This is a genomic window from Rhodococcus globerulus NBRC 14531 (assembly GCF_001894805.1).
In the GTDB taxonomy this organism is placed as follows: Bacteria; Actinomycetota; Actinomycetes; order Mycobacteriales; family Mycobacteriaceae; genus Rhodococcus_F; species Rhodococcus_F globerula.
This window is the reverse complement of record NZ_BCWX01000009.1, coordinates 104,489-124,159: the sequence shown is the minus strand read 5'-3', so window position 1 is coordinate 124,159 and position 19,671 is coordinate 104,489. Positions and strand designations below refer to the sequence as shown.

Sequence of the window (19,671 nt, the reverse complement as noted above, 5' to 3'; positions counted from 1 at the left end):
CATGACGACGGCACGGGGTGGAACATGGCACTGAGGAAGGGCGAGCAGTTCACTCTGTTCGACGTTGACGTGCCCGAGCCGGCTCCCTCGGACGTGCAGGCTCACGAAGCGTTGCAGCCGTCACTGTTCGATGTTGTCGAGGGCGAGTCGGCTGAACAAAACAACGAATTAGACGACGCGACAGTCGAACCCACAACTAACGATGCAACGGTTGATGACGCGGAACCTGACATCTCAGAAACCACACCAACTGAACCTCTAACCATTTCACTGCCGCCGGCAGGTGAGAGTGCTGACGGACATGCTGTCATCGTGACGGCAGCGGGGACGTACACCCCTTCCGGGCAGGTTCTCACAGGACCGGTGGACTCGGTCGAGAAGCTCGACAAACTGATTCGCTGGGCGACGTTGACACCTCTCGGCGCTCCAGCTCAAATATGGGTCGTCGGAATCGATGCTTGTGAGATGCTCGGCTGGGTCATCGACCCTGGCAGCGAAGACGACGTCGACGATATGGAAGTTCTCCGCACGCGCGCGGCGCAAGAGCTGACCGGTGTTCTGCAGGCCACGTTGAATCCGATGCTGACCGCGGGGTGGGAACTGCGCGGAGATCCCGGCCACGTCGTTCATCTTTCTCGTACGACAGGGAAATTCACTTCGATGGTCGATATCGTCATCGAGCCGTATGTGTGGACGTACTGGAACAAGGATTTCGGGTGGGGAAACCGAGTTGGGGACATGGGGATCCTCGGATCACCCACCGCTGGAACGTATCTCCCTGACGATGACCTGCCTGCAGCCCGCGAGCTTGGGCGTCGACTCGCTTGGTGTGCACAGCATCTCGGTGTTCTTCCCGGGCCCACGCCCGCTCGCACCGGAGCAGCTGTCGTCGACAAGATCAAGCGGGAACGTACCCGCAGTGGGAAGGGGATCGTCGTCACTGCGGCGGGTCCGGTGCCACCCCTTGATGGTGAACATCGTGGTGATCTCGAGCCCGCTGTGGGGTGGACGCGCGTTCCCGATCCGGAAGAACTCGACGGCGCTGCTGTGCTCGTGTCGATCGACCAACGTGCTGCGTACCTTGCGTCCGCGGGAATGCTCGAATTCGGTTACGGGAAACCGCGCCATTTTCGCGCCGAGGCCGCTCGCGCCGCCGCGGAGGAAGCGAAAACTCCGTTCGGGCTCTGGCGCGTCACCCTGCCAGCGGGGAACATGCTCACCCTCCCGGACAAAATGCCATTGCCGCACCCCCATATGCTTGCCGATCAACCGGTGCACACGTGGGTCACAACTGTCAGCCTCGATGCATTCTGTGCCCCGGTCGCCGACGGCGGTATCGGCGCCGAACTCGACGACCTCGACATCACCGAAGCTTGGGTGTATCCGGAACAAGGTCGTGCCCTGGACAAGTGGGCCAAGATACTGCGTGAAGCCCGCAAAGTAGCTGTCGACACCAACGACGCCGCCATGAAACGTTTCCTCGGAGCTTGCTACAAAGGTTACATCGGCCGAATGGTCAACCCGGACATGTGGACTGCGAAACAAATGCAGCATCACCACCAACCATTGTGGCGTGCGGCGATCATCGCGCACTGCCGCTGGCGTGGCCGCCGCGTCGCGATGCGCATCGCCCGCGAAACCGGCCGGTGGCCACTACGTACCGTCACCGACTCCTGGGTCTACCCACTGCCCGAAGGCATCGATATAGCCGACGAGAGTGATGCTTTGGGCAAGATGACGCTCGAAAAACGCGCCGCTCTCACCGACGATCTGGTCACCGCTCTCACAGATGCCCGCGATACACACGAGATCAATCTCGCGATCAAGGCAGTCTTTACCGACGAAGATGAAGGAAACAACTAGTGGCACTGCACCTTCCGAAGCCACGAACCAAGCAACCCGCGCAAAAAACAGTCGGCCTCGACGGCCTCAACGTTTCCGTCTCCACCGCCGCGACGAGTGGGATCGAAAAATCCAAAACCGTCAAAAGTGGAGGACTGGCGGGATTGACCAGCAAAGTGTCGATCCGGCAGATTCGCTCGGAGATCGGTAACGACGGATTGCGCCAAGCAGCGATCGATGCCGGCCGGACGCCGCCGTCGGATCGAACGTTGCGGCGGTGGGCGCAACAGGGACGCATCCCGCACCCGGAGGTCTTCGAGCGTGCCCAACGCCGGGCTGCAATCGAGCGTCTCGGGGGAATCGATGCTGTCGCACAGAAAATCGGCCGTTCCCGCTCGGCGGTCTCGCGGTATCGGTCGGGGGAGACGAACGAACTGCGTGCCGATGCGAAGAAGAAACTCAAAAACGTCAAAGCCCGCGACATCATGGACCGTGCCGGCGTCTTGCGACCCGATGGACAACCGAAAAGAGCAACCATCCGAGTGCGTGGGGGAGTCTCGGTCCGTAACGGCTCCGAAGATGGCTATGACTATCGCGTGCGCACCCTGGATTTCGCCAACTCCGAGAGTCCCTTCAGCCTCGACGAAACACGAGAACTCGCTGCAGCTTTGGCCAACGACGACCACGCCCGTGTGGTGGCCATCCTCGAACGTCATGCGACGATGGACTATCCGGAGAACAAGGGCTTCGACCAATACAACGATGCCTTTGGGTTCCACTTCGATTCCATCGAATCCGTCCACATCGACTGGACTTAGATCTGGTAGCGCCCATCGAATCTTCGGCCAGGATGATAGGGCGAGTGAGCGGGTCTATCTCGCTAACGGTGTTTCTCTGGTCAAGATGATTCGAAATTCAGACGCCAGATCGTGCGGCAGGAAGGTTTGTTCGTTGAACCGGAATCGCTTCGCGCGTCATTGGCACTGTGAGAGTCGATTCGATTGGTTTACAGAGTTGTCCTCTGTTTGCCTTATCGCGTTCGGTAGTGGATGACTGGGCCCCGCGGTCGGGGCCCAGTCACGACATGGTGTCGAGCCCTTCCCGAGGATGGGATGCGAGTTCGGCAGTCTCTTATGAGTTGGCCGTCGTCGTCAAGGAGTCTGCCAGACTGAGGTTCTGAGCTTTCTGTTACTACGCCCAGTATCTGGTGACGACGGTGGCCGGTTTGAGCGCCGCGAGCACGCTGGAGGCTGAGCTGAGACGTCGGTGGGTGTTGCGATGAGCGGCGCAATCTGTCTGTGGAGAGTGCCAGCAGTAGTCGAGGGGGAGGCGATCTCGTGTGAGGTGGCCAGCAGTGTGGACATTCTACGTTGGTCGCGGTGTAGGCGATCGTCTTCAATGTCAGGAAATAGTAGCGTGATCGATCAATACTCATTGTAAGACAGTGGCATTGGCTGGTAGATCAAAGGTCCCAGAAGTCGAGTAGTGCTGTTCGCAGGCTAGGGGAGCGGACGTAGTGGTCGGTTCGCAGTCTCGACCCTGGGTGTCCGAGTTCGGTGAGTCGACTCTCGGAATCTGTGAGGGGGAGCGGAGACAGATCGGTTCGGATACGGAGGAAGTGTAAGACTGCGCCGCCTGCGTGCGGGATTCGGATTGGTTCGGAGACTACAACTGCCGGCGGGTAAATCCACTCGTTGTCGACAGAGACGAAGACGATCACGTCGCCGCGCTTGATGCGGCTGGGTTTGTCGATGCGCAGCGATTCAAGTTGGTACTTTGCCGTCGGTCCGGCTGTGGTTCGCTTCCGTGGTTGCTGCTCGTCCATTATGTGTTGTTCGGTGGGGCTGGGCTTGTAGTCGACGACGTGTTTGATGAACATCCGGGTGAGCGGTGAGGGCAGAAAATCGGCTTCGAGGTCGTGGACGCGACCGCTGATACCGGGGATTGGTACGGCGCGGCCGATTTCCCATTCCCGGGTGGCGTTGTCGATAAATACTTGATCGACCTCGGTGATCTCGTCGATGTTGTCGATGAACGTGCGGACCTGGGAGAGGATATTGGGATCGTCGGTGATGATGACGGCATCCTGGGCGAATATGGAGTTCACGGACGCATTCGCCGAGCCGATCACCGCTAGTCGGTTCGTGGCGATCACGTTGGCATGAAGAGTTGGCGATGACAGGACCCGTACATCCCTGCCGAGGTAGTACGCGAGAATGGCAGGGGAGGTGGCATGTGCGCGAAGTGCCGCTTTGGAAGCGTTGACGATCAGGACGTCCCCGGCGCGCAGCGGAAGTAGTTCAGGTGCTTCCAGGCCGAGATAGGCGATCGCGGCCAGGCGTGCACCTCGTGTGCGGATAGCGCGGGTGATGTGCGGCCACGGGTCCGGGCCGTGGAAGGTTGTCCCCATACTGGAACGGTAACGTGAGAGTCAGGGGAACTAGGTCGTTGGCTTTGTCCGTTGGGTCGGTTTGGGTGTGTTCTGCATTTGCATCCGTGCAGATTCCAGTTCACGTTCTGCAGTATGTTCGGTGATTTCAAAGGAAATCGAAGACATACGGGTCGCGCATTAACTGCGTGCTGAGTGTGATCACAGTTTCCGGACGGAGGATGATCCTGGAGTTTTGAGGGTGCGCACCGGTTCGGCGACACACGCCGCTGTTGTTCTGATTCTGAAGTACGTTGCGGGACTGGTAGTGCTTGGCTGTTGTTCCGGCACACTAGCCCTGGTCGGACTGATCGCCCAGTTTGTTGAGTGAGACCGTCACATGGTCCACGGCATTTGGCCAACGGGTTGTTGGCCAATTGCGTCCCTGTTTCAGTTACTCGGGATCTGCCGCGAGGATTTCAAGTTGGTCTTGAATGAATCGAATGCGTTGCGCCGCATGTGGGTACGCAACGCAGGTAGGAACGATGCAGTATCGCCACTAGTGCATCGCAGTGGAAAGTCGTTCACGGACAGAGATTTCGCCAATTTCAGCGCTAGCAGGGCCCAGAGGAAGTGCGATATGAGGGCCCAACCGGTGGGGTTGTCCACCAGTGAACTTCGGCAGGAGACGTCCGCCTATGCGCCCCTCCGGGATTTGCCAGCATCGAACTGGCAGCTTGCTTGCGATCCGCTCGCGCGCCTTTCGTTGACCTTTTCTGCGTACAGCTGCAGCAACCTTGGGATTGTGTTCGTCGGATTTGGAATTTTATATTGTTGTGGTGCTGTCTATTTCGCTGTTTTTAGATGCTCGTGATCTGTTGGGCTGGTTGCATTTACCTTTTGTGTTTCGGTGACTATCCTTACTTATCGGTAATTATCCAAAAAAGATATACGCATATTCCCGTCGTGGTGGGAGCGTGCCACCACGAGGGAACGCAACTATCTTGGCGACGATCTCCACGCTCAGTGGGGATCAGCCGCGGTCGGCGAAGGTCGCCGAGGCGATGCGATCGACTGCTTCGGGAACAAGTGAGGTACGCGATTCAGCGATTAAACGTGGTCTGATCTGGTCTCCTGAGCATGGGCGGATTGCGTTTACGGTTCCGTGGATGGTCGATTTCATTCGGCGCCAGCAGTTGGATTGACAACAGAGGAGCTGCGCTGCAGGTGGGCGCAGGTCGGGTAGTTCGTGCCGACCGGAGTCCGATTAGATTGATTGTCGCGACGCCCAACTGTGCGGGTCGTTCTCCACTTCACTTCTGTTGCAGTGTATTAACTCGGCGACTGGACGATCCGCACCGAGTTAGTCGCGCGGGACGGTACGTGCGCCTTGGACATGTCAGAGCATTCCGCACGGCGGGTGGGGGAACGGATCCCCTGCCCGTGCCGTTGTGCGACGGCGACGCATTGTTCAGGGTTGTTTCGCGTCGGGGAGTCCGCCAGGCGTGTGCGTGAGTGGTCATGCGTTGCCTCCTTTTTGCGGACTGGTGAGTTCGGTGTGGTGATGCCGTATCGGATTGGTCGGATCATCTTGGCTTCGGCCACATGCTGGGCGGAGGGCATCCCTCGATTCGATGTTGTTGTCGTTGGGGTCTTGGCGTGCCCGTTGCGTGGTGGGTAGTGATTTGCCCTAGGTGGTTTTAGGGCTTCTGTTGGCGGAGATCGACATGCGACTGTGGTCCGTTTGTGTGACTCCGGGAGCTTCGTGTGTCACATTGTTGGCCTTGATCTGCAAGTTCTTCTATGATGATGGGATTATTGGAGACAGGACGGGTGATGGTTGCAGCGGCGGTGGTGCCTCGGGTTTCGCGGCGTCAGGTGAGGCCTGATTCTGTGCGGGCTCGAATTCTGGGTTCGACGGAGCGGTTTTGGCACCATGACGAGCTCTCTGGTTCGTCGAAGACGATCAGCAACGTGTTCTCCGAGCTTGTCCGTGAGGGTGAGTTGTTTCCGGTGCGGCGCGGTGTGTACTGGCGTGGAGTGAAGACGCCGTTGGGTATGAGTCCACCGCCGGACTCTGCTGTGGTGGCCGAGCTGGTGGGCGATATGAAGGGTGTCGGTCCTGCGGGGTTGTCCGCGGCGAGCGCGTTGCGGTTGTCGACGCAGGTCCCCAGGTTCCGGCAGATCGCTGTGCCCGGTAGGGCGCCGGTCGGGACGTCGACGGTGAAGTTTTTGACGCGTTCGGCGCGTCCGGGTCGGGTCAAGGCGGATCTGACGGGTCTTGAGGTGGCTTTTTTGGAAGTGCTCGGTGATCTGTCGGTCAGTGAACTTAGCGCGCAGTTGTCGTGGGCCCGGTTGCGCGAGGTGCTCGGGTCCGAGTCGGTACGTCCGGACAAGTTGGCGGTTGCTGCGGTGACGGAGCCTGGTGTCACGCGTGCTCGGTTGCGGGCGATGTTGACCAGTTGTGGGCGGGATCGGTTGTCGGCGCGGATTCCACCGGCGGACAAGCGGACCGCGGCGCGTGCACTCGATTTCGAGTACGAGAAGTGAGTTCACGCCCGGTCGTGTTGTGGCGGAGTGAGAATGAGTCGATTTTTTCTCAGACCGTAGCGGCGGCAGCATCGAAGTTGAACATTTCGGAGTTGGCGGTCGCCAAGGATTACTGGGTGTGCGAGGCACTGCGCGCTGTTATTTCGCACGCCGGCGATGACCTTGTTTTCAAGGGTGGCACCAGTCTGGAGAAGATGCGTCTCGTGCAACGGTTCTCCGAGGACCTCGACCTGTTGGTCACCGGCCGGTACGGCAACAAGCGGGCAACGGAACGAGCGTTGAAGGCCATGTGTGAGGCTGCTGCCGGCGCAATTCCCGATGCGGTCGCGCTCAAACCTGACAACGGTTCCGGCGGAGAGAAAGGGGCCGAGGGCGCCGACGACAGTTTTTGGCGCAAGGCCTATATCGAAGTACCTCTCGCTCCTGAGTTGGAGACGATGGGGATCGCGGATCCGACCCGCATCATGCTCGAGCTCGGGCAGGCCGGGGGACCGACACCGACACAGGTGATGCCGGTGACCAGTCTGCTTGGACGTGAACTCGCGACGGCGGGTGTGCCGATCGCCGAGTATCCAGATCTGGCGAGTTTTGAGGTACGGATGCTGCATCCGGGACGGACGTTGATCGAAAAATTGTTGCGTATGAACAATTTCGTGACACGAACCCGCAGCGGTAGGGGACAGGCTGATGGGTGGTCGAGGATCGGACGGCAACTCTATGACGTGTGGGCGTTGCTCGGCGATCGCACCGTGCTGGAGTTGTTGTCCGACAAGGAAACCGCTCGTGCGATCGTTCGTGACTGCATCGTCGTGTCGCAGGCCTACCCTCTGCCGGATGAGGAACCTCCGGTAGGGGGATTTGCGGCCTCGGAAATCTTTTCTCGCGAGTGGAGACATTCGGGGATGTTGCGGGTGGAGCATGAGAAGGCGATGCGGGGCCTCTACTACGGCGTGGACGCGCCGTCGTTCGATGTGGTGCTCGATCGAGTGGAACAGCATCGGAGCTTACTTGACATGAACAGTTCGGACCGGAACTGAAAACATCTGCAAGACAATAGGATAGATCTGTTCCATCGGCTCAATATGCGCGACTGAATCGGCCGGATGATGAGAGATCCATACCAGCATGTCGTTGGCGGCCGGGATCGGGTGGGCGTGGACGAACACTGAATGCAACTGATCGCACTTCCGAGTCACAGGCGAAACATGCACGGTGACAGTCGCACTCGATCACCGTGATCTCGGCCGCCAGCTTGGTCAGTGTCGACCTCCGACTGGAGCTAAATCAGCGCAGACTATGAAGCGCGCTACACGCAGCTCGAAGGTCAAATCTTCATGGCTATGAACTGAAACGCAGGACGGAGGAAATCTTGATCAAGCCGGAGCGCACGCACCGTCACGAATCCCTCAACATCACCCGCGAAAGCATCTGCTCCATCTGAGGCCACCCCAACGACAAATTTGCGCCCTGCATACTCAACCGGGTATTCCACTCCGGAGCAAACGCATCAAACATCACCCTCGCAGCTGGAGCCAAGACATCACGCTCAACCGTGAACACAGTCTCCACATCCCAAAGATGCTCCCCATCAACAAAATCCGGCTCCCCGAACATCGACGTTAAACGCTCGCGCACATAACCTAGCGCAACCAAATCCGATGCACTGTAAGAATCCTTGCCCATAAAAGCCCCGCATCACACCTCGACAACAACCTCCACATCATCTTGCCGCAACCGATCAACCACCGCCGAACACTGGCATCACCAAAAATGTCGGAGCCTTCGGATACCATCAAAATCGCGACGAGCACCAGGTCGCCACACTGACCAGACCGCAGCGAAAGCTAAAGTCCTGACCTGCACAAACGTTTGCAGGTCGGTCACACGTGGCGGCCTGATTCTCATTCACCAGCAGAAACCAGACCGAGCGCTTCCCCGTAGCGATCGTCATCGTCGAACGCACCGACGACCCGAGTGGAACGCCGTAGCGGGCGTGTCCGCGAACTCACCACACATGTCGACTTCGACTTCGACGTCGATGACCTGTGTCGGAGGATCGAGACCATCGCGCACTCGACCGTCCACGTCACCGACGGGTTCGACGCCGTTGTGCACCCAGCACGTCAACCTATCGACTCGAGGACAAACCCGATAGCGCACCCTTCAATGCGGTGCACTGCGACCGCGAGGCCCTGAACGACCGCATACAAGGACACCGCGAAGAACTATGCCGCCAGGAGCACGAACAGGCGACGAGCGAACACCAGCGCACACCGTCGCCCGCCATGTCGAGCAGGAGAACCAACGTCGCGGCCCGCGCAGGTGATCGTCGCTGAGTTACTGATCCGTGTCAGATGACGGAGAGGGGAGGTCGTCTCAGAGCGCTCGCCACCAGGCAGCGATCCGATCCCGCCACTTCAACGGTGTGGGTGCATCGTTCATGTGAATGGCACCAGTCGGAGGAACAACTTCTCGTGGGCGCTGGGCCTGTGTCGAGCTGGGTAGGCCGTGTCCGATGATCTGTCGATCAGCTGCGCTCGGAGGGCGACGGACCTCAACTCCGATGTCGGCGAGGATGCTGAGATCGAGAGTCCATACCCCGTGTGAGCGGATCTTCCACTCGTCGAACGCGGCGGCAATATGGCGCCGCGCCTGCGGCCGGGTCATTCCGGTCACCGCCGTGAGGTGCTGCAGGGCTTCTTCTTCGTTGCCTTTGATTTGTGCGAGACCGAAGTGAGTCACTCGGTGGCAGGGCGTGCAGACGCAGATGAGCCGACCCAGCCGTTGCACCTTGGTGGGCCAGTCGTATTGCCACCTCTCGTGTACCTCGAGCCACCGCTGCGTCTGCTTGTCTTCCGGGAAGCCACATATCTCGCACTGCATTCCCGCCCGCCGTGTGACCATGCGGCGCAGTCTTTCCCAATCCTTGGGTTCGACACAGAACCGGACGTTGGTGAACCAGCAGGTATCGGGGACGAGGTCGACGAATAACCCGTGCCCGAGAGATCGGTCTTCGCCCGGCAGGATCTCCGGAATGTCGGGGGTCGCAGCCCACCGCGTCAGGCCTGCCATCGCAGCCTTGGACGCATACCAGCGCTTTGCAGCCGGGTCCCATTTCGCGCCTTCGGCCTTCGCTAAGTCCTTTTCCGCATACGGAACATCCAGCCATATCCGATCAACCACTCTCGCCGCTCCCCTCAGCCTGCTCGACGAACAGGACTCTACCGATCTCACATCGCCGCCGATGAGGCCTACACGTGGTCGCTGTCCGCGTCGGTGATGAGTCCGTGATTTTGAAGGGACGGATTCAAGAATCAGGCAGAGGGCCGTCTCGAACAACAACGTCGAGCGCGTCGGCGAGACGTCCAGTGCATGACCGCACTGCGCTGACAGGTCTACTGGGTCGAGTGGGGGCATATCCCAACGCATGCAGAAGTCCTCTGCGCTTTGCAGCCTCGACAAATCCAAACTTTAGAAGTACTTTTAATGTATGACTGCGCCTGAAGTATCGTTCTCGGATCTGCAACTGCGCGGTAAGGCAGTGGCGGATCAGCTGCGCCGGACACCGGGGCAGTCGTTGTTGGTGCGCCGGCGCGACGCCGAGGACTTGGTGCTCACTACAGCCGAGCGGGCGGAGCAGGAACATACGGTCTCCGCGGCGACGACGCGGATGTTCGTGGCATTGATGCGCCGCGACGGTGCTGCTCGTGAGTTGGTGACCGATGTTCTACCGGATGCGTTTCCGTGGGTGAAGTTTTTGCCGCGCGATGATGTGCAGGCGTTCGTCGTTGAGCTGGTTTCGGTTCTCCGCGCTGCGGAGTCGATCGAGAATCCGGCTCCGGTGGTAGCGGTGATCGAGGGTTGGCGTCATACCGCGATGGTGTTCGCGGATCCGGCGTTGGCAGCGGTTCTTGCCGGTTCCACAGATGACGATTTTGGTGCTGTTCCGGAACCGTCGACGCGGTGAGCCCGAAGCGAGGCGATCGTGTGGCGCCGCCGGCGGTGCCGGGTGGCTGGGAATTGAGGTTCGCTACCAGCGACGCGAGCAAAGGTTGGGAGGAGTTGTGTCAGCAGGCACCGGGAAACTCGCGTGGAGCGTGGAATGAATTGAGTTCGCGCCCAGATAAACCTGTGGCGACTCCGCGTCATCATCAGTTGAAGGGGTCGTTGGCGACAGCATCGCATCGTGGGGTGCAGATGGAGCAGTGGCAGGTGGAGGTCACTGGTGGGGGTCGGGTTTGGTATCTGGTCGATGGTGAGCGGCGGACGTTGTGGTTCAAGGTGGCGAGCACGGGCCATCCGAAGGCGACGGAGTAGAACCCGCGCGTTGCTGTAGGGAATTCAGTTCGGTCAGGGTGCAACTGAGATAGCCCCGAAAAAACAGGGCTGTAATTGGTGAGGGCTGGTTCTCATCAGTTCTTCGAGGATCGATGTTCCTGGGCGTATTGCTATGTGGTGTGCCGGATTTGGAGGGTGAACCAATCGGTGAGCCATTGGAGTGCGTTGCGGCCGGAGTTGTCGACGGTGAGTTGCGTGTAGTTGGTGTGTGCGCCGGAGGCGACGAACGAGGCCGCTTGGAGTCCCTGGCCGAGGAGTGCCGCTAAATCTTCCGTGTCCTGTGTTCCGGCCATCGCGGTCAGGGAACTGGTCAGCCCGCGCAGGTCCATGGTTTGGGCTTGGCGCGTGATCTGCGTAGACGAGACTGATGGGGCGGCTTCTTCGCCCAAGAGGGAAGTCTCGGTCTTGGTTGCTGTGCCGGTGAGCATTGTTGTTGCGGCAGAGGCGAGGTCGAGTCCGATCGGCAGCAGTCCGGCGAGTGCGGCCGGGTTTCCTTCGAGGACCGACCAGGCGATTTCTTGGATCTGCCCGACGTTGTGAGCGATGCGGATGATGTCGGCTCCGGAGAGGAGATTGCAGACGACGGCCGCGATGTGCGCGGTGCCGGTCGGGTCCGGGAGGGCGGAGAGGATCTGCGATACCCATGCGAGGTCGACGTCGGCGGCCATTTTCACCAGTGGTGCGAACTGGTTGTTGAGGTCTCCGGCGATCTGATGTGCTCCGGCGACGTCGAGTGCGGCCACTTTCTGCGGCAGCATCGCAAGATCATTGAGGATCGCGGGGTAGTTGATCGAGGTGATGCCGGTGACGATGTTGAGAACTTGATCGACCACAACCTGAGGCTTGAGAACAGAGAGCACGCGCGATGCCTGGCCGAGGATCTCTGGCGGTGTGGCGGTCAAGGGCGCTACTTGGTTGTCGAGTGTTGCGGCGGTGGCGGCGAGCGTGGCAGCTTCCGGTCCACTTCCGGACAGGGATGAATTCCCTGTCTCGATCAATTGCGTTGCAGCGGCCGCGATCCTGTTTACGTTTGACAACGCTCCGGGGAGATCCGAATCGTGGGTGCTTTCGAGTATTCGGCTGGCAGCGTTCTCCGCGGTACCTGCAGGGGCGCTGGACAAGGCGCTGGTCGCCGCCGGGTTCGCCGCCCCGGACGTGAGAAGCTCCGCCAACGGGCTCAAGGTGCCCAGCAATGACGTTGCACTGTGGGCGATGTTCGAGACGTTGATTGCTTGCCCTGCGGGAGGATTGACCGCTGCTGTCAGGTCTGCAACGTCGGCGCCGATACCGCTCAGGTCGGCATGGGAGAAATCGGACGTCAGCGCCGTTGCCAGACGAGAGCCGCCGCCGACGACTGCGGAGTCGGTGGATGCGCCGGGCGAATGACTCAGAACGGTTCCGAGCGCTCCGAGAACACTGTTGCGGCCTTTGTCGATCGAGCAGTAAAGATCTTTCGGATCGCAGATCGTCGCGACCCGCCCTCTGAGCGTGCCCATTCCGAGGGGTCGGGGGTCTGCGATCCCGGTTCCGGCCGCGGATGGGCCGACGACGGATTCACCGGCTGTTCCTCGGCCGGGGTCCGCGAGCAGTCCGACGGCGAGGACCTTGTCGGCGCTGATCGGGCCTTTGCCGTTCCCGATGTTGGAGGCGATGTCTCCGGTGGCATCGGCGCCTTGGGAGTAGCCGGCGAAGATGAATTCCGTCTGGGGGCATTTCGCGGCGACAGTGCTTATCTTGTTGTTGACTGCATCGATGGCCGTTGTTTTGCTGTCGCCGTAGGTTTTTCCTTGATCGAATGCCGAGGCAGCGTACGGGGTGTAGAACAGATCGACTGTGTCGCCGTACTTCGATTTCAGCGTGTTTCCCACTGTTGCGAGCATTCCGACGGGAACGCCGGGATCAGCGTCGGACGTGGTTTCCCACGTCCCCGGGGTCATCACTGCAAGGACGTCGGTGCATCCCGGCGGTGTCGCGGCTGCGAGTGAGGGGGCTGCGAGAGTTAAGCTGGCGGCACTGAGCGTGGACATGGCGAGTCCGAGCGCTAGTGCGCGGCGGCTCGAATCCGTCTTTCTGGTATGTCGGCGACCGAATGATGTTGGTGCGGTGGACATGTGAGGTGGTGTCCGTTTCTGCCGGGATGATGTTGCGGCTCAGTGTCGGCGACAGGGGGTACGGACGACAAAGTCACTGTGGATAACTTTGCTGGTGGGGGCCGGTGTGTGGCGGGGAGTGTCCATTCGAGGAAGGGTGGACGGACATCCCCGTCTCCGCGACTGTTGGAGGGACAGACTTCGGCCGATCTCGCGCTCGATCCCGCCGCTCATCGCCGGCTTGAACGGCTGGCGTCCGAGGAGTGTTGGCGACTGATACCGGAGCGGTGGCGGTAAGAATCGACGAGCAGGTCAGTTGTGGAAGACTCGGTGCCGTGCCGGTCGCCCAGATTATCCTGAGTTCACTGACCTTGATTGTTGCCCTGATCACTGGATTCTTGGTGTGGAAAGCGAACACTGGCGCAACCGATCAGCGTGAGCTGCAGGCCAAACGTGAAGAGTGGTGGCGGCGGTTTCAGTACGCCGCCGAGCTCGCCTTGGACGAGAATAACGAACGCCGCGCCAACATCGGTGTTCTCATGGTGCGGAAGATGGTGACCAGCACTCTTGCAGGTCCAGATGAGCTGGCCGCCGCTGACGTCATTCTTGATGAAGTGCTCGCATTGGGCGATACTGACAGTGAAGACTCGGAGGATCAGCCATGACGGACTCGACACCACAGGGCGCGGCGCATGTTACTGACGCGCAGATCAATGCAGCGCGGACCAAGTTGATCATCGACAAGAAGTTGAAGAGGGCGTCGAAGCCTCAGATCAAGAAATTGGCTCAGCTCAAAACCAGTGGTGAGCGGCGCCTCATCGCCAGCTGACCTCTCAATTCAATGCTCGGCCGGCAATGTTCGGCCGTATCCTGAAAAGAACCAACGCCGCCCCGGATCCGGGACGGCGTTGGTGTTGTTTGTAGGGCCTCTACTCTGACGCCGGCACCGCCTGTCGGAGGGACACTCCAGCGGGTCCAGCGCTCGATGCCGACCGGCCACTCATCGGAAGCTGCACAGCCTGCCCCGCGGTGCTTCCCGACAGATGTGTGGCTCTCGATCCCTCTACAGCGGAGCTGTGAAATACGTTGTCTTCTGAAACTGGCGTATGCGATTACACGCTGTGACCTATCCAGCGTTCGTACTCCTCGGCTGGGGCCAACTTCGGAAAGAATTCGCGGCGGAGGTCGGCAATGAGTTGCAGATAGTCGGATCCGTCGGTGATTGCAGCGGTCCGCAGGCTGTTGAACACAGCAGAGAGCGGTTTCTCCATGCTTGCGTCGATCAACGCGCGACTGGCGACAAGCGCAGCCGACGCTTTTGTCTCTCCGTTGTCATCTGTGGTCGACAGTTCGATCCGGGGCTCGGACTGAAAGGCCTCCCACACATGTGCACCGGCGTGATCGTCGAACGGGTACGGCAACGGAGCGGCGGCGTCCAATGCGTCGAGTCCGGCGCGGATCCATTCGATCTGGGCGATGCCGGCGATCGTGTACGCGCGACGCGCTGACCATGCCGCGATTCGCCGCAGTTTCGGTGCTCGACATCGGGCCAGGGCGTCGACGAGCATCCTGTCGTGACCTGCGAATTCCTGGGCGTAGTACTGGCCTCGGAGTGTGTCCGTGGGTGGGCGTCCACCCCATCGGATTGCTTCTTCCTTGGCCCACGTAGCCATCTGCTCGTAGCCGTACTTCAAGTAGAGGGTCGCATCTCCCGCCGGATCAGGATCCCAGAAGTTCCGAACCGCATGGGTCACGATCTCGTCGTTCCAAGCGGTATCGGTCTTGTGAAGTCTGCGCATGGCAGCGGGCTGGGTCACCTTCCACACCTGCACCAAATATGATTCCGTTGGTTCGGTCACGGTGAGGTCCCAGTTGAGGTCGCGGCCCTGCGCCGACACACGGAACGTGTTCATTCCCTTGGTGATCGGCACTCGTGCGAAGTCCGGTAATAGCTCCCCATCCATGGTGATGACCCGGACAGGTTTGCTGACTTTGATCGTCGCTTTTTCCACTACCTCCCACTCGGCGGAAGAAGGATCGAGCTCGTCAGGTTCGTGGTCTAACACCTCGATGGTCAACGAGACAGGGCCGTGCGCGATCCCGGTCATGATGGTGACAAAGTTTGGGCCTACCTCGATCACACTGCCAGTTTCCGACGGCTCGTACGTCTCGGCTGTCTGCGATCCGACGACGAACTGATGGTGGTCGACAACAGCGGTCCCGGTCTGTTTCACCCCTGGAACCTATCCCACTGTTCACGGTCCCGAATGCAGCGCAGCGCTGTGCTGCTTGGTTTCGAAGATCGAGCGCCGCAGGTGCGGCGTATCTGTCCAGAAGGCGTCCCGGGAGCTTGCTATTGCAGAAATGTTGAGGTGGGTAACCGTGGGTAACCACTGGGGCAGTGGCGCGTTGAGCCCTTCGCACTTCGTTACGTGCACCCCTCAGTACCAGTACCTCCGTCGCGAGTGTGTGAAGGGATGGTGCGCGAGAATGGGTGTGGTCGGGGGAGAATCCGTGAATGAACGAACAGAACGGCGAAACCAATGCCGTGACGGGTGTTGGCTCTCGGGTCACTGTGTCTGGTCCCGGCAGCGGCGGCGTGGCCTATGCGGGTGTGGTGATCGAGGACTACGCGGACATGGTGATCGATTCGGAGTCGGTGGGTCGGGATTGGGCTCCGGTTCATCGGTGGGCTATCGCCTTGGATGACGGAAGGCTGATTTTTGCCGATGACGACGATCTTGCGGCCCCCGACTGATGGATTGTTCGGGTTCATGCGGGCGTTCTCGTCGAGAGTTGTTCCCTCAGGTGTTGCATGATCTCGGCGCGCGTGTGAGCGTGGGCGACGTGTGAATCCCGCTCACGGGCTTCGCGTCGACGTGCTGTTTGTTCGGCTAGACGAGTTCGGTCGTGTTCACGGGCACGTTCGGCGGGGGAAGGTTGTGACCAGTCGATCTGTGCCAGTCGCCAGCGCAGGAACGCAGTCGGTCGTGTGAGCTGCGCGGGCCAGACCCAGCCCCGAGATTGGGTGTCTGTGGTGAGTTCGCGGGCGATGTCGCGGCCGGTCCATCGGGCGGTGTCAATGTCGGTGTTGGCCAGAACATCGCAGATGTGGCCGACATGTTTGGTTGTTTTAAGCGCCGGGATGTGGGCGATCAGGTGGGCGGTGGTGCGTTGCAGCTCGATTGGGCGCGGCGTGGATTTTCGTGTGTTCTTCGGTCTGCCCGCTCGCGTGTGCGCGTGCGTTGGTGAGAACTTGAAAACAAGAGATTGAAGAACAAATCCCCCGGAGGGGGATAGGGGGCCACGGCCACTCGGGTGTGGAGAAGTTCGCGAAGCTGTTCGGACGCGGTACGCGGCACTGCGGAGGGCTGCGCGGGTGGCGCGGGTGGCGCGGGTGGCCTTCTTCATTGGGGGTGCGAGCGCCTGGACCGCAGCGCGGGGTGAGATCAGGGCCCAGACAGAGGCTGCCCTGAACTGCCTGTGCCCATGGTGTGCTTCGGCGGCCATCGATTCGAGTTTCGTGAGGTAGCGGCCTCGTTCTTGCTCGACGGCCATGCCGAGGGCGCCCAGGACTCGTCGGGCTCGTTTGACGACGGAGACGCTGACGCCGGCGCGGTTGGCGATCCTCTCGCGTGATGCGGTGACGCCGCGCCCGGTCTTTCCCTCAGCGAAGCAGGCGTGGGTGACGGCGACAGCGAATGCTGCTTCAGTGCTGATGGTGTTTTTCTTGCAGATTTCCGTGCCGGTGGGGGAGTTGAGCAGGGTTCGGACTTGGTGCTGCCATTGGGCGCGACCGGACCAGACGGGGGTTCGTGCGCGGCGGCCAGTGGTTACTGGCAGAGCCCAGGAGTTTCCTCGCTGCCCGCTTTCGGCGTTCAGCGCTTCGATGCGGGCGACGTTTTCGGTGGCCTCACGTACTGCTGTGGCCCATTCGTCGGCGTCTTCTGTCGTGGGTCCGGCAGCACTCGTGGCGGCAGCGTCGGTATGCGACGCGCCGAAAGCGCTGTTTTTGTTAACTGTTGTGCCTGGTTCAGGGTGTGAGCTACCCTGAGACAAGACCTGCACGGTTTTGTCCCTTCGGGGATATGCAGTACCGAAGTCGAAGCGGCAAACTTCTTCTTCACCAGTTACGACCGGAGCCCGGCCAGGGGCTCTCGTTTAGCTCGACGAACTTTGTTTCACAAACCCCCGCAAGGGGGTTTCGTCGTATCTGGGGGTTGTACTGCGGCTATGGAGTTAGATATCGAGGTCGTTCACATGCGCGTACTCAGTGGGTGCGAAAAAGCCTTTCGGTAGATGGACATAGCCACCCCACATCACAGCACGCGCCAGCACCTTTTTCGGGGAGCCACGCGGAGCCGGATTCAGCCATCGGGGCAGCTCAAGCACCTTTCCGGAGATGGTGTACTGCATCGTCATGAGTGAGCCTCAGACAGCGAAAACAGTGCTCCGACAACGCCTACCAGCCCAAGGGCAACAGTGAGAATCAGTGCCGTCATCGTTGACCAACTTCCGCGAGAGCTTCGCGAAGAGCGAGGAGTCCGCGCAGTGCGATCGCGACTTCTCTGATCTGATCGACTGACGCTGTTTCGGGATCGCTCGCGACGAGGTTGGTGACGTCTGTGAGGGTGCTGTACGCGAGGCCGTCGCGGGAGCCGGCGAGCATGTCGATGGTCTCGCGAATGATGGTCTCGGCGAGACGCCGGACTTCTACGGTTTCGTGCGGTGTGGGGGAGTTGATGCCGCTTTCCCTCAACAGTGAGTTCGCAGCGGTAGCGATCATGGAGTCGACGACGCGGGAGCGGTAGATAGTTGTCACGATGCAACACCTAGATGTTTCGTCTGGACGGTGATTGTGGGCTGTGCCCAGTGCTCGACAGCGGCGGTGATGGTTGCGCGGGCAGAATCGGAGTCTTGGGCGTTGATGATCGCGGTGAAGGCGGATGCGACGGCCTCACTGCCGGAGACGTCGAGCCCTTGGCAATGGTCGAGTCCGTCGGTGATGAGTTCGATGGCAGCGCTGAGTGCTTCCCAATGTCCGGTTGTGCCTGGAGTGTGTTCGGCTATCTGCTCTGCGGCAGGTAACTGCTCGGCGGACCACAGTTCACGCAGGTTCAGGGGGTGGACTGCATTCGCTGTCAGCCGGCAGAGCCTGGCGACTGGTGCACAGACGTCGTCGATACCGTCGACGATCGCAGCCATCCCCCACGTCGGATGGGTGAGGAGGTCCGCTAGCCACAGCCACCGATCAGCCGCCAAACCGGTCCAGGCCGGGGAGATCAGTTCTCCACTGCTCAATCCGAACACGATCTCGGAGAGAGGACGTCTTCCGTTCTTGAGGTCGCACAGCAGTCGGTCAGTACTCATACCGAGGACTCCGATCCGGGTACAGCGACTACCAGGGGTGCGATCATCGCGCATCGGGGGAGATCGCTGTATCCGAGGTGCAACGGCTTGGGAACCGGTGAATGCGTGGGCTCGACCGTCAAAGGCCCGTGTGCATCGATCAAATCGCGGGCACTGAGTACGGCTCGGGAATCGACATCGATCAGGCCGTGGATGTCGGGGGAGTCGTTGACATGTGGAGAGTCGCGAACGAACGCGCGTCGACTGCGGAGGCGGCCGGCGACTTCCACGAGTACCCACAGACGGTGATAGCGGTCCCTTACGGGTAGGTGACCTGCGGAATCTGCAAGCGTTCCGTACGCGCCCCATACCGCGTCGAAGGTGGGGGTGACCAATGTCGGCGCTTTGTTCATGCTGCTGCACCCGACCGCTGAGACGAGGTCCGCTTGACTGAGCTGGAGCGACCGTCGCGGCGAGCGATGAACTCTTTGAGAAAATCGAGGCGGATTTCAGTCCCGACCTCGTCGTAGGGAATTGCTGCCCAGATCATCGAGCTAGGCGGGCGACCGGTCGCGAACTCATGAGCTGCGGCGATCTGGCACATCGTCAGTAGCGGGCAAGCGCTGCAGGTGCCGATGGCGGCGAGTGCGCCTCGATGAGTGGTTTGATCCATATCCCACAGCGCAGGATTCGCCTGACACGGCCGCTGCTCGCGGGCCTCCACCCGCGAGTCGGCAGCAGTGGACGCGGGGCGCGGGTGGGGCGTGATCGATGACTCGTCTCGACGATTGAACTCTTTACGGACACATCGCAATGTGGGGCAGTCGATCAGCTTGTCGGTGTAGACGAATCCGCAACGCGCGCAACGACCTCCACCCGGGACAGGGGAGTGCTGTGCAGCGATCCGAAAGAGTTGATCCGATGACGAAGTGTGGAGAACGTTCGTCTGACCTCGCATTTCGGTCTTCTTGACGCTCGGAGCGTCAGCTAATCTGTGCATTGCAGAACTCGCTTTCTGCGTAGGAAATCGCTGGACGGGCTGTAACCCCGTGTGGCTCGGTCCCCTGGCCGTTGGCGCGGCTGGGGGACTTTCTTCGTCTGGTCTCGACCATCTGGCGGGCGGTTGCCTTTGAG

The 19,671-nt window shown here is 60.4% G+C and carries 20 protein-coding genes; 10 read left to right on the top strand and 10 right to left on the bottom strand.

Going from position 1 to position 19,671, the window contains the following annotated elements:
- The first annotated feature begins 24 nt into the window (after nt 1-24).
- Entirely contained in the window at nt 25-1,863 is a 1,839-nt protein-coding gene (locus RG2_RS28710; protein WP_033236858.1) for a hypothetical protein, read from the top strand.
- The gene (locus tag RG2_RS28705; protein ID WP_033236857.1) at nt 1,863-2,660 is read left to right on the top strand and encodes a hypothetical protein; all 798 of its coding nucleotides are present in this window, start codon (nt 1,863-1,865) and stop codon (nt 2,658-2,660) included. Before RG2_RS28710 ends, RG2_RS28705 begins: the two co-directional genes overlap by 1 nt.
- Before the next feature lie 644 nt (nt 2,661-3,304).
- Here the strand turns inward: RG2_RS28705 and RG2_RS28700 are convergent.
- Nucleotides 3,305-4,252, bottom strand: coding sequence for a phospholipase D family protein (locus RG2_RS28700; protein ID WP_033236856.1), 948 nt, complete (start codon nt 4,250-4,252; stop codon nt 3,305-3,307).
- Nucleotides 4,253-5,187: 935 nt separating this feature from the next.
- Between RG2_RS28700 and RG2_RS32845 the strand changes: the two genes are divergently transcribed.
- The 3 genes from RG2_RS32845 to RG2_RS28690 all read left to right on the top strand — a co-directional run bounded on the left by RG2_RS32845 (nt 5,188) and on the right by RG2_RS28690 (nt 7,797).
- A complete protein-coding gene (locus tag RG2_RS32845; protein ID WP_503826454.1) occupies nt 5,188-5,415 on the top strand; it encodes a DUF8462 domain-containing protein in 228 nt (75 codons plus the stop codon).
- 631 nt (nt 5,416-6,046) lie between these two features.
- Nucleotides 6,047-6,760: a hypothetical protein gene (locus RG2_RS31970; protein WP_051730763.1), complete on the top strand. Its 714-nt coding sequence runs from the start codon at nt 6,047-6,049 to the stop codon at nt 6,758-6,760.
- Entirely contained in the window at nt 6,757-7,797 is a 1,041-nt protein-coding gene (locus RG2_RS28690; protein ID WP_033236855.1) for a nucleotidyl transferase AbiEii/AbiGii toxin family protein, read from the top strand. Before RG2_RS31970 ends, RG2_RS28690 begins: the two co-directional genes overlap by 4 nt.
- Nucleotides 7,798-8,155: 358 nt before the next feature.
- Here RG2_RS28690 and RG2_RS28680 read toward each other — a convergent pair whose 3' ends face one another.
- Nucleotides 8,156-8,443, bottom strand: a complete 288-nt coding sequence (locus RG2_RS28680; RefSeq protein ID WP_033236853.1) for a hypothetical protein — start codon at nt 8,441-8,443, stop codon at nt 8,156-8,158.
- A 693-nt stretch (nt 8,444-9,136) separates the two neighbouring features.
- A complete protein-coding gene (locus RG2_RS28675) occupies nt 9,137-9,943 on the bottom strand; it encodes a DUF5710 domain-containing protein (RefSeq protein ID WP_072782785.1) in 807 nt (268 codons plus the stop codon).
- A gap of 307 nt (nt 9,944-10,250) precedes the next feature.
- Here RG2_RS28675 and RG2_RS28670 point away from each other — a divergent pair, with 307 nt between their 5' ends.
- Together RG2_RS28670 and RG2_RS28665 are read left to right on the top strand one after the other, a co-directional pair.
- Complete coding sequence (locus tag RG2_RS28670; RefSeq protein ID WP_033236852.1) at nt 10,251-10,727, top strand: hypothetical protein; 477 nt, start codon at nt 10,251-10,253, stop codon at nt 10,725-10,727.
- Complete coding sequence (locus tag RG2_RS28665) at nt 10,724-11,077, top strand: hypothetical protein (protein ID WP_033236851.1); 354 nt, start codon at nt 10,724-10,726, stop codon at nt 11,075-11,077. The genes RG2_RS28670 and RG2_RS28665 overlap by 4 nt, the downstream gene beginning before the upstream one ends.
- A gap of 131 nt (nt 11,078-11,208) precedes the next feature.
- Here the strand turns inward: RG2_RS28665 and RG2_RS28660 are convergent, their stop codons facing one another.
- A complete protein-coding gene (locus RG2_RS28660) occupies nt 11,209-13,209 on the bottom strand; it encodes a cutinase family protein (protein WP_080711863.1) in 2,001 nt (666 codons plus the stop codon).
- Nucleotides 13,210-13,523: 314 nt separating this feature from the next.
- On the opposite strand from RG2_RS28660, the gene RG2_RS28655 reads away from it, so the two are divergent.
- Together RG2_RS28655 and RG2_RS31965 are read left to right on the top strand one after the other, a co-directional pair.
- Nucleotides 13,524-13,853, top strand: a complete 330-nt coding sequence (locus RG2_RS28655) for a hypothetical protein (RefSeq protein WP_133637988.1) — start codon at nt 13,524-13,526, stop codon at nt 13,851-13,853.
- Nucleotides 13,850-14,017 (top strand): hypothetical protein, encoded by a 168-nt coding sequence (locus RG2_RS31965; RefSeq protein WP_165826422.1) that lies wholly within the window; start codon nt 13,850-13,852, stop codon nt 14,015-14,017. Before RG2_RS28655 ends, RG2_RS31965 begins: the two co-directional genes overlap by 4 nt.
- A 283-nt stretch (nt 14,018-14,300) precedes the next feature.
- Here the strand turns inward: RG2_RS31965 and RG2_RS28650 are convergent, their stop codons facing one another.
- Entirely contained in the window at nt 14,301-15,422 is a 1,122-nt protein-coding gene (locus RG2_RS28650; protein ID WP_033236850.1) for a hypothetical protein, read from the bottom strand.
- 284 nt (nt 15,423-15,706) lie between these two features.
- Between RG2_RS28650 and RG2_RS28645 the strand changes: the two genes are divergently transcribed.
- Nucleotides 15,707-15,946: a hypothetical protein gene (locus tag RG2_RS28645; protein ID WP_033236849.1), complete on the top strand. Its 240-nt coding sequence runs from the start codon at nt 15,707-15,709 to the stop codon at nt 15,944-15,946.
- Nucleotides 15,947-15,960: 14 nt separating this feature from the next.
- Here RG2_RS28645 and RG2_RS28640 read toward each other — a convergent pair whose 3' ends face one another.
- The 5 genes from RG2_RS28640 to RG2_RS31610 all read right to left on the bottom strand — a co-directional run bounded on the left by RG2_RS28640 (nt 15,961) and on the right by RG2_RS31610 (nt 19,210).
- A complete protein-coding gene (locus RG2_RS28640) occupies nt 15,961-17,256 on the bottom strand; it encodes a hypothetical protein (RefSeq protein WP_051730761.1) in 1,296 nt (431 codons plus the stop codon).
- Nucleotides 17,257-17,686: 430 nt separating this feature from the next.
- The gene (locus RG2_RS28630) at nt 17,687-18,010 is read right to left on the bottom strand and encodes a hypothetical protein (protein ID WP_230590415.1); all 324 of its coding nucleotides are present in this window, start codon (nt 18,008-18,010) and stop codon (nt 17,687-17,689) included.
- Entirely contained in the window at nt 18,007-18,558 is a 552-nt protein-coding gene (locus tag RG2_RS28625; RefSeq protein ID WP_033236846.1) for a hypothetical protein, read from the bottom strand. Before RG2_RS28625 ends, RG2_RS28630 begins: the two co-directional genes overlap by 4 nt.
- Nucleotides 18,555-18,950: a hypothetical protein gene (locus tag RG2_RS28620; protein ID WP_051730760.1), complete on the bottom strand. Its 396-nt coding sequence runs from the start codon at nt 18,948-18,950 to the stop codon at nt 18,555-18,557. Before RG2_RS28620 ends, RG2_RS28625 begins: the two co-directional genes overlap by 4 nt.
- Complete coding sequence (locus RG2_RS31610) at nt 18,947-19,210, bottom strand: hypothetical protein (protein ID WP_133637989.1); 264 nt, start codon at nt 19,208-19,210, stop codon at nt 18,947-18,949. The genes RG2_RS28620 and RG2_RS31610 overlap by 4 nt, the downstream gene beginning before the upstream one ends.
- Nucleotides 19,211-19,671: the final 461 nt, after the last annotated feature.